This is a genomic window from Bacillus cereus group sp. MYBK227-1 (assembly GCF_051916325.1).
GTDB lineage: Bacteria > Bacillota > Bacilli > Bacillales > Bacillaceae_G > Bacillus_A > Bacillus_A cereus.
In genome coordinates this window covers 818942-835346 of sequence record NZ_JBQAGK010000003.1, presented here as the reverse complement: position 1 = coordinate 835346, position 16405 = coordinate 818942, and the positions used below count along the sequence as shown (strand labels likewise).

Sequence of the window (16405 nt, the reverse complement as noted above, 5' to 3'; positions counted from 1 at the left end):
TATTACGCCTCCATTACTAATAATTGTGGGTCATTCAATAGACGTTTAATTTGGTTTAACGCTTTTTGAGCAGTTGCACCGTCAATTAAACGATGGTCAAAGCTTAGAGATAATGCTAATACTGGAGCTGCAACGATCTCACCGTTTTTCACAACTGGTTTTTCAGCGATACGGCCGATACCAAGGATTGCTACTTCTGGGTGGTTGATAACTGGAGTGAACCATTGTCCACCTGCAGAACCAATGTTTGTAATTGTGCAAGAAGCACCTTTCATTTCAGCTGGAGCTAGACGACCTTCACGTGCTTTACCAGCAAGATCATTGATCTCGTTAGAGATTGTGAAGATAGACTTACGATCTGTATCTTTAACAACTGGTACTAATAGACCTTTGTCTGTATCAGCTGCGATACCGATATTGAAGTAATGTTTATGAACTACTTCTTGAGATGCATCGTCTAAAGAAGTGTTTAACATTGGGTATTCACGTAATGCAGATGTTAAAGCTTTAACAACGTACGGAAGGTAAGTTAATTTAATACCTTTGTCAGCTGCTACTGCTTTGAACTTCTTACGGTGAGCAACAAGTTCTGTTACATCTACTTCGTCCATTAATGTTACGTGAGGAGCTGTGTGTTTAGAGTTAACCATTGCTTTCGCAATCGCTTTACGGATACCACTCATTTTCTCACGAGTTTCTGGATATTCACCAGCTGGGATTGGTTGTGCTTTTGGTGCTTCTTCTTTCGCTGCTGCTGGAGTAGCTTCTACTGCTGCTGGAGCCTCAGTTGCTGCTACAGTTTGTCCACCATTTGCAAATGCATCGATGTCAGCTTTTACGATACGGCCATTCTTACCAGTACCAGCTACTTTATGAATGTCTACACCTTTTTCACGAGCGTATTTACGAACAGATGGCATAGCGATTACGCGCTCATTTACTACTTCTGCAGTTGCTGCTGGAGTAGCTTCCGCTGCTGGAGCTTCTACTGCTGCTTCTTCAGCTTTTGGAGCTTCATCATGATCGTCACCTTTAAATTTAAGGTTTTCGTATCCAGGAGCATCAAATTTAATTAATGTATCTCCTACGATTGCAACTGTTCCTTCTTCTACAAGTACTTCAAGTACTTTACCTTTAACAGGAGAAGGGATTTCTACTACTGCTTTATCATTTTGTACTTCAAGAAGTACATCGTCTTCGTTTACTTCATCGCCTGGTTTAATAAACCATTTTACGATTTCACCTTCGTGGATACCTTCACCGATATCTGGTAGTTTAAATTCAAATGCCACGGAATTCAGCCCCCTGATTCATTTCATTATTATGGAATATGTACAAAAGAAACCAGCATGTGCTGATTTCTTTTGCACATGAAAAGCTAAAAATTAGAAGTTCATTACTTTGTTTACAGCTTCAACAATATCTTTGTGGTTTGGTAACCATACGCTCTCTGCTTGAGAGAATGGGAATACTGTATCAGCAGCTGCAACACGTACAACTGGAGCTTCTAAGTTTAAGATTGCACGGTCGTTAATTTCCGCTACAACGTTAGCTGCAATACCAGCTTGTTTTTGAGCTTCTTGAACTACAACTACGCGACCTGTTTTTTCAACAGAAGCGATGATTGTTTCGATATCTAATGGTTGAACTGTACGTAAGTCAACAACCTCTAAAGAGATACCTTCTTTTTCAAGTTCTTCAGCAGCTTTTAATGCAGCGTGAACCATAGCACCGTAAGCGATAACAGATACATCTGTACCTTCACGTTTGATATCAGCTTTACCTAAATCAATTGTGTAATCACCTTCTGGTACCTCTTGACGGAATGAACGGTACAATTTCATATGCTCTAAGTAGATAACTGGATCGTTGTCACGAATCGCAGAGATTAAAAGACCTTTAGCATCGTATGGAGTAGATGGAATAACAACTTTTAGACCAGGTTGTTGAGCCACTAATCCTTCTAAGCTATCAGCATGAAGTTCAGGAGTATGAACACCACCACCGAATGGAGAACGAACTGTTACTGGAGCAGTCCAACGTCCACCAGAACGGTAACGCATACGAGCTAATTGACCAGAAATTGAATCCATTACTTCATAAACGAAACCGAAGAATTGGATTTCTGGAACTGGACGGAATCCTTCAAGTGCAAGACCAACTGCAAGTCCACCAATACCAGACTCTGCAAGTGGAGTATCCATTACACGATCTTCACCAAATTCAGCTTGTAAACCTTCAGTAGCACGGAATACACCGCCGTTTACACCAACGTCTTCACCAAATACAAGTACGTTAGGGTCATTTTTCATTTCAACGCGTAAAGCATCAGTGATTGCTTGAATCATTGTCATTTGAGCCATGGCTTACTTCGACTCCTTTTCTTTGTAGATTTCATATTGTTCAGCTAAGTTGTAAGGCATTTTTTCGTACATGATTTCCATTAAATCAGTTACTTTTTGTTTTGGAGCTTGGTCAGCCTTAGCAATTGCTTGTTTGATATCTTCTTTTGCTTCTTCGATTACTGTCTCTTCAACTTCTTGAGACCATAGGCCTTTAGCTTCTAAGAACTTACGGAAGCGTACGATTGGGTCTTTTTGTTCCCATTCGTTTTCGATATCTTTTGTACGGTAACGAGTTGGGTCATCACCAGCCATTGTATGTGGACCGTAACGGAATGTTAAAGTCTCGATTAAAGTAGGGCCTTCGCCATTTACTGCGCGCTCACGAGCGAAAGCAGTTGCTGCGTATACAGCTAATGGATCCATACCGTCTACTTGAATTCCGTAAATACCTGCTGCTACTGCTTTTTGTGCTACAGTTTTAGCTGCAGATTGCTTTTCTACTGGAGTAGAGATTGCATAACGGTTGTTTTGAACAACGAAGATTGCTGGAGCTTTGAATGCACCTGCAAAGTTCATACCTTCGTAGAAGTCACCTTGTGAAGCACCACCGTCACCAGTGTAAGTAATTGCAACAGATTTTTTACCACGTAGTTTCATACCTAACGCAACACCAGCAGTTTGGATGATTTGCGCACCGATAATGATCTGTGGAGCTAATGCATTTACATTCTCAGGCATTTGGTTACCCATGAAGTGTCCACGAGAGAATAAGAATGCTTGGTATAATGGTAATCCGTGCCATACTAATTGTGGTACATCACGGTATCCTGGTAAGATGAAGTCTTCTGCTTCAAGTGCGAAATGACTTGCTAATTGAGAAGCTTCTTGTCCAGCTGTAGGTGCGTAGAAACCTAAACGTCCTTGACGGTTTAAAGAAATAGAACGTTGATCTAATACGCGAGTATACACCATACGACGCATTAATTCTTTTAATTGATCATCAGATAATTCAGGCATAGCTGCTTCATTCACAACTTCACCGTTTTCATTTAAAATTTGTAATGTTTCAAATTGAGCTGCGATAGCTTTCATTTGCTCATCAACATTAAATAGGGTCTTTTTTGTTTTAGTACCCATTCCGTTCACCTCTTCCTCTCTTGAACCATATTCTGAAACGCTTTCACTGGCTATTTTCCAGTTTAAAAAGCGCAACGATGTAAACCAACATGTTTGTATGTCGGTTGAGAATAATTTTGTGTACCTAACAATCTGTACTAATGTTTTTTCAGAAACATATTAATACAATCTTGATCACGTTTTTTAGTTTACAACTATTCTAATTACGATGTCAATTACTTTGAATACGTTTTTTTATAAATAATATGCAGGTTTCTACTACACAAACGTGTTTTTATTTTTTACATCTGTATTAGTAAGCATTGACCTACTGTTATATTATTCCCTTTTTCACTTATTTTTTCTCTTAGAATAATATGTAAACGATTTAATTCTCTTTAGTTTTTCTCTCTTCGTAACAAAAATATACAAACTACTCTTCCTTTTTTAGGTAAATACCTATACATTTCTACCCTCTCTTCCATACATTATAGTAACCGCAGTATTAGCGGGAAATGATAAAGGAGGTCATCTCATGTACGGATACTCATATTGCTATCCAACTTGTTCATATCCTTCCTACGGTTATGGCGGTTCTTGTGGCGGGTCTGGACGCGGCTTCGCCTTAATCGTTGTGTTGTTTATTCTTTTAATTATCGTTGGTGCTGCTTGCATTCGCTAATTGTAAAACGAAACAACTATGGAAAGAAAAAGACGGCTTTGCCGTCTTTTTCTGTTTATCACATACATAACTACTCTATAATAGAACGATTTCCAAAATGCCTTCCCTTTCTTGCCGATGACTTTTTCCATCTCCTTTGGTAGACTAAAGAGGAAAGGAGAGATTACATATGCTTACAATGAAAGATGTTATTCGCGAAGGAGATCCTATTTTGCGCAACGTTGCAGAAGAGGTGTCCTTACCGGCAAGCGAAGAAGATACAACTACCTTAAAAGAAATGATTGAATTCGTAATAAATAGCCAAGATCCTGAAATGGCTGAAAAATATAGTTTACGCCCTGGAATCGGATTAGCGGCTCCGCAAATCGGTGTTTCAAAAAAAATGATTGCAGTTCATGTAACCGATGCGGATGGTACATTATATAGCCATGCATTATTCAATCCAAAAATCATTAGCCATTCTGTTGAACGTACATATTTACAGGGTGGTGAAGGCTGTCTATCTGTAGACCGCGAAGTACCTGGTTATGTTCCTCGTTATACAAGAATTACAGTAAAAGCAACTTCTATTAACGGAGAAGAAGTAAAATTACGTTTAAAAGGTTTACCAGCAATCGTATTCCAACACGAGATTGATCATTTAAATGGCGTTATGTTCTATGACCATATCAATAAAGAAAATCCTTTTGCCGCTCCTGATGATTCCAAACCTCTAGAGCGATAATAATAAAAAGGCGGAAGTTAATCTTCCGCCTTTTTATTATGAAATGGGTTCCATATTCACTTATAGCAATCCAGCCCACTTTAGTCCATGATATATACCGTCTTCATTAACATCCTTTGTCACATGATTTGCAAGTTTTTTCAAGTCTTCATGGCCATTTCCCATCACAATACCTGTGCCAACGGCTTCGATCATTTCTAAATCATTTAAGCCATCTCCAAATGCATACACTTGATCACGATTAAAACCTAACTTTTCAATGTATTTCTCAATTCCTTTTGCCTTAGAACCACCATTCGGAATGATATCCATTGAATATGCATGCCAACGAATAAAATGGAAATCTGGATAATGATTAATAAACTTTTCCTCTTCATTTACTTCACAAAAAAGTAGTGTTTGATAAATATTACGTTCCTCATAAAAATTAGGCTCATATGCTGGATGCTCAAAGTTTAAGCTTCCAAAGCCTTCTTTCACATAATCATGATATTCCACTGATGCTCTCATATCTTGATGGTCAAGATATACAAGTGGATATCCTTCTTGTTTTGCAAACTGAGTAAACTTATGTAAAGCATCTGGATGTAACGGATTATTAAATATTACCTCATCTTCAAAGACAACATATTGTCCATTAAAACTAACATAATTATGTATATCAAGTTCCTTACGAATATCTTCGAACATAAATGGCGCGCGCCCTGTCGCAATTGCTACATGTACACCTTTTTCTTGTAACTGTTTTACTGCATCTCGTGTAGATTGCGGAATTTTTTTATCATGATCTAATAATGTTCCATCAATATCAAAAAAGACAATTTTATCATTCATTTGTCAAAATCCTTTCTGAGACTCTATATTCCTATTTTGAATATCACTTTTCAAATTCTAAAAAAAAGTATAACATATTAAACATCTGTGAAGAAAGCGTTCCCTTTCTGACCTTATTTGTAAACTTTGCATATATATATTAGTAAAACATGTAGATACTTGTTCGGATGAATTTTCTTTTCCATTCTTCCTCATACTATACCTATAACTAACGGCTACTGATCGTTACTATAGAATAACTTTCACTGTATGGGAAAGGACAAGATTCACCATTCACTTTTGTCCTATCTCTTATATCAGAGATAGAGTTTTCACTAGTAATAGGCATGTTTAAAATAAGGAAAGGAAGGAGTAATCATGCTGAAGAAGCTGAAGAAAAAGCTCAAGCGTTATTTAAATGGTCTAGTCCGTAAAAAGACAGTCGCTTAAATTGTGCCCATTTCGGGCTTTTTCTTCATTCTCATTCGAAAAAACATGAAAATCGTGACTGTTTGCTTTATAATAAGTAACAGATAATGCAAAACATAGACAAGGAGAGGTTTTCCAAATGATTTTTAAAGTATTTTATCAAGAAAAATTAACTGAGGTTCCAGTACGTGAAAATACAAAAGTTTTATATTTAGAGGCTACGTCTGAAAAGGATGTTCGTACAAAATTAAATAAGTTCGCATATAATATCGAGTTTGTTCAGTCTGTTACTGGCGCTCATCTTGAATATGAAAAAGAAAACGCTGATTTAACATTAGCGGAAATCGTATAGCGATATGAAATTTCTAAAAAACGACCAAGTTGCTGTATTTGCTCTCGGTGGGCTTGGTGAAATCGGTAAAAATACATACGCTGTTCAATTTCAAGATGAAATTATTATAATTGATGCTGGAATTAAATTTCCAGAGGACGAACTTCTCGGAATCGATTATGTAATACCAGACTACACTTATTTTGTGCGAAACGAAGATAAAATTAAAGGGTTATTCATTACACATGGTCACGAAGATCATATCGGCGGAATCCCTTACCTATTACGTCAAGTGAACATTCCAATTTACGGCGGAAAATTAGCAATTGCACTCATCAAAAACAAATTAGAAGAACACGGCTTACTTCGTAAAGCAAAACTTTACGAGATTCAAGAAGATGACGTTATTAAATTCAAAAAAACGTCTGTATCCTTCTTCCGTACAACTCACAGTATTCCAGATTCGTACGGCGTTGTTGTGAAAACACCTCAAGGTCAAGTTGTTCATACAGGTGACTTCAAATTTGACTTCACACCAGTTGGTGAACCAGCTGATTTAACAAAAATGGCTGAAATCGGTAAAGATGGCGTACTATGTCTATTATCTGATAGTACGAACAGTGAAGTTCCAAACTTTACTATGTCTGAGCGTCGCGTTGGTGATAGCATTCAAGACATTTTCCGTAAAGTAGAAGGACGGATTATATTCGCAACCTTTGCATCAAATATTCACCGCTTACAACAAGTTGTTGAAGCTGCTGTTGAAAACAACCGTAAAGTAGCTGTGTTTGGTCGAAGTATGGAAGCAGCGATTGAAATTGGACAAAACCTTGGTTATATTCGTTGCCCGAAAGATACATTCATAGATGCATCTCAACTAAACCGCTTACCAGCTAATAAAGTTGTTATTTTATGTACAGGTAGTCAAGGTGAACCGATGGCAGCACTTTCACGTATTGCAAACGGTACACACCGCCAAATTCAAATTATTCCTGGAGATACAGTTGTTTTCTCTTCTTCACCAATTCCAGGAAATACAATTAGCGTAAGTCGTACAATTAACATGTTGTACCGCGCTGGCGCTGATGTAATTCATGGGAAACTTTCAAATATCCATACAAGTGGACACGGTGGACAAGAAGAACAAAAGTTAATGTTACGTCTAATTAAACCGAAGTACTTCATGCCAATTCATGGTGAATATCGTATGCAGCGTATGCACATGAACATAGCAAATGATTGTGGCATCCCTGAAGAAAATTGCTTCATTATGGATAATGGCGATGTTCTTGCTTTACGTTCGGATGAAGCTAGCGTAGCTGGAAAAATCCCATCTGGTTCGGTCTACATTGATGGAAACGGTATTGGAGATATTGGCAATATCGTATTACGCGATCGTCGTATCCTTTCTGAAGAAGGACTTGTAATTGTAGTTGTAAGCATTGATATGAAAGAATTTAAAGTTGCAGCAGGACCTGATATCATCTCACGCGGTTTCGTTTACATGCGTGAAAGTAGCGATTTAATCAATGATGCACAAACATTAATTACAACTCATTTAGAAAAAGTAATGGAGCGTAAAACAACACAATGGTCTGAAATTAAAAATGAAATTACAGACACATTAGCTCCATTCCTATATGAGAAAACGAAACGCCGTCCAATGATTTTACCAATCATTATGGAAATATAAGAAAAGGACAATGCCATGAAGGCATTGTCCTTTTCTTTTCTCTTATCTTAAAAAGTGTTTAAATCGATCCACTTCATCGTCATGACCAATGACAATTAATATATCTCCTGCTTGAATATTCTCCGTAGCTCGAGGGGATACGATAACTTCTTTGCCTCGTTTAATTGCTACAATATTCAATCCAAACTTCGCACGAATATCTAATTCAATTAAAGAGTGCCCATCAATTTTTTTATTCGCAATAATCTCTACAATACTATGCTCATCTGAAAGCTCAAGGTAGTCTAGCACATTGCTTGATGCAATATTATTAGCAATCCTTTTTCCCATATCACGTTCTGGATGCACAATATGATCTGCACCTATTTTACTTAACACTTTTTCATGATAATCATTTTGAGCTTTTACAGTAATATTTTTTACACCCAACTCTTTCAAAATCAAAGTCGTTAAAATACTTGAATTTAAATTATCTCCAATAGCAACGACTACGTGATCAAAATTTCGAATACCAAGGCTTTTTAATACCATCTCATCTGTTGAATCTGCAATTACAGCATGCGAAGCTATATTTGCAAATTCATTAATTTTATCCTCATCTGAATCGATTGCCATTACTTCCATACCTAATTGAGCTAGTTCTCGGCAAATACTTCCACCAAAGCGACCAAGTCCAATGACAGCAAATTCTTTTTCTTTCTCACCCACGGGAATTCCTCCAATAACTTCAAGTACTATTTATTTTCAGTGTAACACACTTTATATGCGTCACAAAAACTATGATTAGCTCTTATTTTTGTTTTTGTATATAAAAATATTGTTGCAAGTAAAAAGCGATACCAACAAGTAGCATAGCAAATACAAATATATTTCCAAAAGAACTAAATGTTTCAAAAACGAATAATAATGTTTCTTGACCAAAAAAGGCAAATAGAAGCTGTGTGAATGCAAATAACAACGCCCATATGTAATGATGTTGATGGAATAAATAATGCGTTGCACCTAAAAAAGCAATAAACGAAAAGATAAAGATCCACCAATTTTCTAAAAATAGTTGCCAATTAGAAAATTGATATCCATTTACTAATATCGCAATAAGCGCGATAACTACCATCGTCGGCACACTCCAAAATAATGCCCGTCCTCTAAAGAAACGAGTGCCTTTAACATCTCCTTTTTCATGTGCAATATATGTTAGTACTACTGTGCTTATATACAAAACAGAAAGAATTGTTAAAACGATAATAAGCCAAAAATGTAATTGATAATATTCATGCTCTATATTTGTCACGATTGCAGCTAACATGCACGGAATTAACATTCCCGTCCAACCATCTACTTTTCTTTCATTCCAAAAGACCGTATTACCAATCCTTATTCCTAACAACATAAAAATAATGATACCCAATACAAATAACGTAGTTTTATTCCCTACTAAACTCGTTGAAAAAGCAATTAATCCAATAAATAAAAAGAGCACAAACCCATTCATAATTTCTAGTACAGGTGATAAATATCTCTTCACCCATTTGTATGTTTCGTCATATTCATTATTATCTACTAGACGATAGGCATAAAAACTTATCCCAAAATAAACCGCCGCAATAATAACATACGCATATAAGACGAAACATAAAATCGCACTGCTAATTTGCACGTAATTCCCCACCCTTTTTTCTATGTTTCACATTGATTTTACACACTTTTCATACTAAAAGTAAACATATATAAGTTAGTCAAATAATTAATAATGAGCAGTGGCTAAACCCCCTGCTCATTATTAAAACAGTACAATTAACTTTAATTCTTTCATTTGTATATAAATGTCTAAAATCAATCTATACGAGCGTTACTTACACCTCAGAACAAAAAGTTTTTTGGAACCTTCAAGAAAGTGGAAGTTTTATTTTCTATTCCCTTTCCACTTTACATATTGGCTTAAAAATGTAATTGCCTTTTCAATCACTTCTTCGTCTGGTTTTAATTTTGCATGATGTAAACCATATTCTGAATTTACTCCAAGCCAAAACATAAATCCAGGGATTTCTCGAAGCATATAACCAAAATCTTCACCCGTCATTGCCTCAGTACATGTAATAACATTCATATCAGTTTGTTTATGTACAAATTCCATAAACTCTCTCGTTAACTCTTCATGGTTATATACTTGATGATACATTGCTCCGTAATCTATAATCGCCTCACACTGGAAAGAAGCTTCGATACCTGCAACAATTGACTCAATTCTGCTTTTCACACGCTTCATTGATTCCACTGATAATGTTCGAATCGTTCCTTCTAAACGAGATTTTTCTGCAATAATATTTTGAACCGTACCACCAGTAATTTTCCCGATTGTAATTACTGCACTATCAAGAGGATTTACATTGCGACTAATAACGGATTGAAGCTGTGTAACAAGATGACTCGCTGCAACAATCATGTCATTTGCAGTATGCGGATAGGCAGCATGGCCACCTTTCCCTTTTAAATCAATATATAATTCTGAAGTATTGGCAAATAACAGTCCTTCTTTCGTTGCAATTGTCCCCACAGCGTATTCTGGTGCAATATGAAGACCAAGAATTATATTCGGTTTCCATTCTTTTAACTCTTCACTTTCTAACATAGGAAGAGCACCGCCTGGTCCTTCTTCTGCTGGCTGGAATAGAAATACAAGGTCATCATCTATTCTTTCGCTCACAGCTTTCGTTAGAAGGCCTAAACCGATTGTTGTATGTACATCATGGCCACATGCATGCATCATTCCTTCATGAATAGAAGCAAACTCGTATCCAGTTTCCTCTGTAATTGGTAAACCGTCTATATCTGCACGATAACCTATTATTTTTTCGGGATTTTTTCCATTTACTTTAACGATTACACCCGTTTTCCATGTCTTCACTTCCACAAATTCATGAGAAAGTGTTCCTATATAATCTAAAATATACTGTTGTGTTTTCCATTCCTTAAATCCGATTTCTGGAATTCTATGTAGATCTCTACGAATTTGGACAAATTTGCTTACTGTCATTTTTGCACCTCTATCTATAAAAAGCGTAAGAGCCCATTTACGCTCTTACGCTTTTTTTACTTTTTATTTCTCTGGGTTTAATTGACGAAGCTCTTGTTTAATTTCTGTTTTTGCTTTTGTCTTCTCATCAATTTCTTTGATTACACGTGCTGGAGTACCTGCAACAACTGTGTATGGAGGTACATCTTCTGTTACAACAGCTCCCGCTGCTACAACTGCACCTTTACCTACTGTAACACCCTCTAAAACAACTACATTTGCACCGATTACTACATCATCTTCAACGATAACTGGTTTTGCAGAAGGTGGCTCAATAACACCTGCAAGTACAGCACCTGCACCTACGTGACAGTTTTTACCGACTGTTGCACGTCCACCAAGTACTGCGTTCATGTCGATCATAGAACCTTCACCAATTACAGCACCAATGTTAATTGTTGCATTCATCATAATTACAGCGTTGTCACCAATTTCAACATGGTCACGAATAATAGCACCTGGCTCGATGCGAGCTTTAATACCTTTTAAATCAAGCATTGGGATTGCAGAATTACGACGATCGTTTTCTACAACGTAGTCAACGATGTGCTTATTATTCTCATCAAGAATTGTCTTAATTTCAGACCATTCTCCGAATAATACACCTGATTTTTTATTCACAAATGCTTGTACTGTTTCAGGGAATGTTACTTCTTTTAAATCCCCTTTTATGTATACCTTTACAGGAGTTTTCTTTTCACTTTTTTGAATAAACGAAATAATTTCGTTAGCGTCCATCATTTTCATTCTTGTTGCCTCCTAAATCCATTTATAATGTTACTCTACCAAACGAAAGAGCGAGTAGCAAGATAATAATCTTATTTTTCCCTTTGAATTTCTTCTATAATTTCTAAAAATGCTTGTACTTGCTTCAACTGCCTTGCCGAGTCACTTGTTAACAACCATGTTTCTCTCGTCAGTTGAACAGGTGTTTTATACATATTTTCCTGTACTTCCTTTAAAACAGTAGAAGGTAAAAGGGCATAACCTATACCATTTAAAACAAGTTGTTTACATGTTTCAATTTGGTCAACTACAATCGTTCGCTTAGGCGGATTAGAAAATAAACCATACCACCAATTTTGTATTTGTCCATAATAAGTCGAGTCACTTTTAAATTGAATGAACGGCCTATTTGTTTCTTTTAACATCGAAATATCTTTTATTTCTTTATCAACTAAATACAGTTCATCTTCAAATAATTGTTGCTTCTGACCTTTATATTCTTGTGTTCCCCTCAGTATAGCAACATGCACGTCTCCTTCATAAAACTGCTTTTGCACTTCACTACTCCATCCAGTAAACAGCGATATCTTTACAGAAGGATATTTATGCACAAACTTTTTCAAAACAGGAGGGAGCCAATATTGACCAATAACTGATGCAACAGCTATTTTTAACGTTCCATGAGTTTCCGTTCTGAAAACAGCCAGCTCACTTTTTATATCTTCTTCCCTTTGCAACATTTCTTTGGCATAATTTGCAACTTTTTCCCCTTCAGGTGTAATTGTCAATCCTTTTTGTGAGCGAATAAAAAACTTCATTCCCCATTGTTTCTCCATAGATTGTAATCGTTGACTCAGCGCAGGTTGGGAAACAAATAAACGTTCCGCCGCTTTTCTCATATTTGATTCCTGAGCTAACACAACCATCATTTGAAAATCATCAATTTGCAACTTTCTCCCTCTTTCCTTAGCTTCCATACACCTTATTTCAATAAGCTTTTCATCCTTAATTTACCCGAATGCTTTCATTCAGAAAATACAATTGTCCAGCGCAAACTTTCCTTATGTTTTATGTCTTTTTAAATATAATACATACACAAGTGATATGCACGAAAAAAAAGTGACTTCTTCGTTTCTATGAAGTCACTTTTTTCACTTTATCGATTATGTTGCCTTACTTTCTTATTCAACAATTTTAAAATAGCCCGACGTGTTAAAATCCCCTCAAAATAGCCTTCTTCATTAACAGCGCAAATAAAAGGATGATCAATTGTCATTTCTAAAGCTTTTGCAAATGAATCGTCTAATTTAAGAACAGGTATATCTTCTTTCATCACCTGCTCTACTTTCATATCATCGAGCCTTTCAAACTCAATACGTTCTAATCCTAACATACCATCTAATATCATGGCAGTACTAATCAAACCATGTAGTTTATACATTGGATCTAAGACAGGTATCGCTGAATATCCAGATTTTACAAGAACGAGTAAAGCATGTTCTAAACTATTTCCAATTTGGACATGAGCTACTTTTTCCGATGAAATCATTAAATCCTTCACAAGAATTTGTTGAAATTCGTCTTTCGGAATACTAATCATATTACATCCCCCATTTTCCCTTTTTCCTGCTTATGTTCACAACTCTATTCACATTTTATGACAGCGTTTTCATATTATTATTTTGTCCTAAATTTATTTCAATAAAAATACAATCACACAGCTATTTTAGCATACCGCACAAAAAAAAGACTACCATTCCGGTAGCGCTTAATACCCTTTATTTTTTAATCTGTAAAATAACCTTGTGATTTTTTTATATTGCATCACATCTGTCTGTTTCAAACCATTCTCAATATCTGTAAGTTCCACAGCTAAAATTTCACTTGCGTAATTTTGCTGAAATAAAATATCTAGTAGTAAACTTTCTTCTTCCTTCGTTAAAACAACTTCCCTTTGCATATACCCCTCTCCTTACACTCGCATCGTTACTCTTATTATATAAAAAATTCAACCTATTTAATAGATGTAATATTCAGTTTTTATTAAAAGATATGTAACAATCGTACACATACAAAAAAATCATTTCGTATATCGATTTGCATAGCTAAACGCCGCATAAGCATCCGGCTTAATTTTTGCAGTTAATCCCATCGCTCGAATTTTTTCTGTCATATCTAAAATAAATTCTTTTGTTAAGCCATCATTCCCAATGTCTAAATGAATTTCCATTATGAATCCAGCCCCATCTTGAGCATAAGGATGCAATAACTCCCATATTGTTTGTATATGAGTAGGCGTAAATAGACATGCGATTTCTTGACTAAACTGCGTTTCTAAATATATTTTCTCACGTAAGGTCGCTGGCTTATCTTTTACTGATCTATGGTGTAAACAACCCCAGGCACCTTTTCCAACACGATGAATATGGATTGCTGTAATAAACCTCGTATCCTTTTGATGCGCTTGCGAGTCTGTCCCAATGGATAATCGATACAAATTTCGCGGATCCTTTTCAATGAAACTACAAATACGGTTAAAGACCATATCAAAATTTAAATGTCTCTCTGAAACATTGTAAAATTTATGTGCACCGTCCACAGAGTCACGTCCTTTCAATTAGACAGACTTTTCGTATTCTCATTGTATGGGACAAAAACTAAAATTATAACTTCCTATCCTTTATTCGTTTCAATATTTCGAATTACAAAGTGACAAACTTGGCACGTATAAATTACATTTTGATTAGATTGAGCCGTTAATACATGAATAATCTCAGCAGAACTTTGACAATTAGGACAAATCACAACTGGTAAACGTTCCATACGATAACCTCCTAGTTATATTTCTCCCGCTATTTGCAAAACCCAGCGATAGTGAGAAGTTTAGCTTCACATATTCACCCGGTTGACGGGACTAATTATCCACATGGATAAGCAAACTTGCACGGATTAAATTTTCATTTTAATACCATTGTAGGAAAAATAAAAAACTTCTATACATTATGCTAGAAAGTAATAGAACTAAAAAAGGTACTGCCATGTGGCAGTACCTTTTTTATATGTATCAAGAAATGATATCGTAAATCTCAATTGCAACCATGTCGATATTATCGAATTGATATACTTGAGGTTTTTCACCTTGTTGATACACTTCTAACTCATACATTTCACTTTTATCGAAAAATTTCACGCTACATTTGCGCTCACCGTTCACTTCAAAATAGCGTTGTGCTACTTCACCGCTTTCAGCTTGTTCTTGTAGACTAACAAGTCGAGTTAAAATTCCTTGGAGTAGAGACATGAAATCTCTCCTTTCTCTGATCTTCCTACCAATAGGTTTTACAGCTATACTCATTCTATCCGTCATAACAGAAAAAATGTTCCACACTCTAGGATAAAGGTTATTGGCCAGAAACTCAACTAAAAATTTGTCGAAATGCGAAGGAAAAAACAGAAAGAACATATTTCTCCTTCATTATTGCGGTTTTTATACTGGAAGAATATAATAAAAAACAGAAAAAAGGAGGAATTACAATGAAAAAAATTGAGGTTTATACACAACCCGATTGTCCGCCATGTGTTATTGTAAAAGAATTTTTGAAGCATAATAACGTTGCATATGAAGAATTTGACGTAAAAAAAGACGCTGCTGCTCGCAATCGTCTTTTATACGACTATGATTCTTATTCAACTCCAACAGTCGTAATTGATGGCGAAGTAGTTGCAGGTTTTCAAATTGAAAAGTTACAACAACTACTCAATATAGAATAGGAATAGGTAAATACCTATTCCTATTCTTATCCCGCTATTTGTAGGTAGTAAAACTCCCACCCACTGATTAAAAGTTTCACTTTATAATTGTTGCAACCTTTTTATTTCAGTTAAAAGTTCCTGACTTTCATGATATCCTGCTAACTTCCATTTATCTTGATCCCTTTTCAATGTTACAATTTGATATTGTCCACTTTTTGTCCGCTCATATACATATAAATTTTTATGTTCTTCATCATACGACATTTTCGTTTCTGAATTAAAAGAAAACGGTGCTTCTTTTGCCGGAAGTAAATATTCACCACTTTGTTTATCACTTCTGCTATTTTCATCTGTAAATACTTGAAGGAAATTATCTGTAAAATACGGTGATAACGTCTCTATCATCTTATTCATCGGCAAATGCTTCCCACGAATTGAAAACTGGGTTTCATAGCCTTTTTGTATCGTTGTAAATACTTCTTTCCGATCGACTTCCACTTCCTCTTTCCCTAAAACAGTCGTAACACTATAACCAACTAGAAAGGCAACACATACAAATAGAACAAGCCATATTCCATATTTCCTCATTTTTTCACCTTCCTTTTAAAAGAACTTGTCTTTGTAGTATTCATTGTAACAATGATTATGCAAAGAAAGGACAGATTTCGTTCGTAAAATCTTTACAACGATAGACAGCATTTTCATCACCATTTTCACTAT

General features: G+C 35.8%; 20 protein-coding genes. 5 read left to right on the top strand and 15 right to left on the bottom strand.

The window, feature by feature from the left end; genetic code table 11:
• Positions 1 to 2: 2 nt before the first annotated feature.
• The 3 genes from pdhC to pdhA all read right to left on the bottom strand — a co-directional run bounded on the left by pdhC (position 3) and on the right by pdhA (position 3482).
• A complete protein-coding gene (pdhC, locus tag ACTFRM_RS17730) occupies positions 3 to 1292 on the bottom strand; it encodes a pyruvate dehydrogenase complex dihydrolipoyllysine-residue acetyltransferase (protein ID WP_000863419.1) in 1290 nt (429 codons plus the stop codon).
• A 93-nt stretch (positions 1293 to 1385) separates the two neighbouring features.
• Entirely contained in the window at positions 1386 to 2363 is a 978-nt protein-coding gene (gene pdhB / locus ACTFRM_RS17725) for a pyruvate dehydrogenase complex E1 component subunit beta (protein WP_000068168.1), read from the bottom strand.
• Positions 2364 to 2366: 3 nt separating this feature from the next.
• Entirely contained in the window at positions 2367 to 3482 is a 1116-nt protein-coding gene (pdhA, locus tag ACTFRM_RS17720; RefSeq protein WP_000536895.1) for a pyruvate dehydrogenase E1 component subunit alpha, read from the bottom strand.
• A 514-nt stretch (positions 3483 to 3996) separates the two neighbouring features.
• Here pdhA and ACTFRM_RS17715 point away from each other — a divergent pair.
• Both ACTFRM_RS17715 and def read left to right on the top strand, forming a co-directional pair.
• The gene (locus ACTFRM_RS17715; protein WP_000274562.1) at positions 3997 to 4143 is read left to right on the top strand and encodes a YjcZ family sporulation protein; all 147 of its coding nucleotides are present in this window, start codon (positions 3997 to 3999) and stop codon (positions 4141 to 4143) included.
• Between the two features lie 169 nt (positions 4144 to 4312).
• On the top strand, positions 4313 to 4867 hold the full coding sequence (gene def, locus ACTFRM_RS17710) for a peptide deformylase (RefSeq protein WP_000957048.1): 555 nt from the start codon (positions 4313 to 4315) through the stop codon (positions 4865 to 4867).
• A gap of 60 nt (positions 4868 to 4927) precedes the next feature.
• Here the strand turns inward: def and ACTFRM_RS17705 are convergent, their stop codons facing one another.
• Positions 4928 to 5701: a Cof-type HAD-IIB family hydrolase gene (locus ACTFRM_RS17705; protein WP_000998268.1), complete on the bottom strand. Its 774-nt coding sequence runs from the start codon at positions 5699 to 5701 to the stop codon at positions 4928 to 4930.
• Between the two features lie 547 nt (positions 5702 to 6248).
• Here ACTFRM_RS17705 and ACTFRM_RS17700 point away from each other — a divergent pair.
• Entirely contained in the window at positions 6249 to 6461 is a 213-nt protein-coding gene (locus tag ACTFRM_RS17700; RefSeq protein WP_000576435.1) for a DNA-dependent RNA polymerase subunit epsilon, read from the top strand.
• A gap of 4 nt (positions 6462 to 6465) precedes the next feature.
• On the top strand, positions 6466 to 8133 hold the full coding sequence (rnjA, locus tag ACTFRM_RS17695; RefSeq protein WP_000670377.1) for a ribonuclease J1: 1668 nt from the start codon (positions 6466 to 6468) through the stop codon (positions 8131 to 8133).
• A 42-nt stretch (positions 8134 to 8175) separates the two neighbouring features.
• Here rnjA and ACTFRM_RS17690 read toward each other — a convergent pair whose 3' ends face one another.
• From ACTFRM_RS17690 to ACTFRM_RS17645, 10 genes are all read right to left on the bottom strand, one after another.
• Entirely contained in the window at positions 8176 to 8841 is a 666-nt protein-coding gene (locus ACTFRM_RS17690) for a potassium channel family protein (protein ID WP_000504032.1), read from the bottom strand.
• Between the two features lie 82 nt (positions 8842 to 8923).
• Entirely contained in the window at positions 8924 to 9790 is an 867-nt protein-coding gene (locus tag ACTFRM_RS17685) for a cytochrome c oxidase assembly protein (RefSeq protein WP_001167324.1), read from the bottom strand.
• 246 nt (positions 9791 to 10036) lie between these two features.
• The gene (locus ACTFRM_RS17680) at positions 10037 to 11167 is read right to left on the bottom strand and encodes an N-acetyldiaminopimelate deacetylase (protein WP_000218672.1); all 1131 of its coding nucleotides are present in this window, start codon (positions 11165 to 11167) and stop codon (positions 10037 to 10039) included.
• A 63-nt stretch (positions 11168 to 11230) separates the two neighbouring features.
• Positions 11231 to 11953, bottom strand: a complete 723-nt coding sequence (gene dapD, locus ACTFRM_RS17675) for a 2,3,4,5-tetrahydropyridine-2,6-dicarboxylate N-acetyltransferase (RefSeq protein ID WP_000783241.1) — start codon at positions 11951 to 11953, stop codon at positions 11231 to 11233.
• A 71-nt stretch (positions 11954 to 12024) separates the two neighbouring features.
• The gene (locus ACTFRM_RS17670) at positions 12025 to 12909 is read right to left on the bottom strand and encodes a LysR family transcriptional regulator (protein ID WP_001987174.1); all 885 of its coding nucleotides are present in this window, start codon (positions 12907 to 12909) and stop codon (positions 12025 to 12027) included.
• 179 nt (positions 12910 to 13088) lie between these two features.
• The gene (cbpB, locus tag ACTFRM_RS17665; RefSeq protein WP_000623579.1) at positions 13089 to 13532 is read right to left on the bottom strand and encodes a cyclic-di-AMP-binding protein CbpB; all 444 of its coding nucleotides are present in this window, start codon (positions 13530 to 13532) and stop codon (positions 13089 to 13091) included.
• A gap of 168 nt (positions 13533 to 13700) precedes the next feature.
• Positions 13701 to 13892 (bottom strand): antirepressor AbbA, encoded by a 192-nt coding sequence (abbA, locus tag ACTFRM_RS17660; protein WP_001188692.1) that lies wholly within the window; start codon positions 13890 to 13892, stop codon positions 13701 to 13703.
• 120 nt (positions 13893 to 14012) lie between these two features.
• On the bottom strand, positions 14013 to 14531 hold the full coding sequence (locus ACTFRM_RS17655; RefSeq protein ID WP_000348489.1) for a ribonuclease H-like YkuK family protein: 519 nt from the start codon (positions 14529 to 14531) through the stop codon (positions 14013 to 14015).
• A 74-nt stretch (positions 14532 to 14605) separates the two neighbouring features.
• On the bottom strand, positions 14606 to 14755 hold the full coding sequence (locus ACTFRM_RS17650; protein WP_000440540.1) for a hypothetical protein: 150 nt from the start codon (positions 14753 to 14755) through the stop codon (positions 14606 to 14608).
• A 241-nt stretch (positions 14756 to 14996) separates the two neighbouring features.
• Positions 14997 to 15233 carry a YkuJ family protein gene (locus ACTFRM_RS17645; RefSeq protein ID WP_000055151.1) on the bottom strand — a complete coding sequence of 79 codons (237 nt, stop codon included), beginning with the start codon at positions 15231 to 15233 and terminating at the stop codon, positions 14997 to 14999.
• Positions 15234 to 15466: 233 nt separating this feature from the next.
• Here ACTFRM_RS17645 and ACTFRM_RS17640 point away from each other — a divergent pair, with 233 nt between their 5' ends.
• Positions 15467 to 15703: a glutaredoxin family protein gene (locus tag ACTFRM_RS17640; RefSeq protein ID WP_000717875.1), complete on the top strand. Its 237-nt coding sequence runs from the start codon at positions 15467 to 15469 to the stop codon at positions 15701 to 15703.
• Between the two features lie 81 nt (positions 15704 to 15784).
• Here ACTFRM_RS17640 and ACTFRM_RS17635 read toward each other — a convergent pair whose 3' ends face one another.
• Complete coding sequence (locus tag ACTFRM_RS17635; protein WP_001233804.1) at positions 15785 to 16273, bottom strand: DUF3993 domain-containing protein; 489 nt, start codon at positions 16271 to 16273, stop codon at positions 15785 to 15787.
• Positions 16274 to 16405 lie beyond the last annotated feature (132 nt).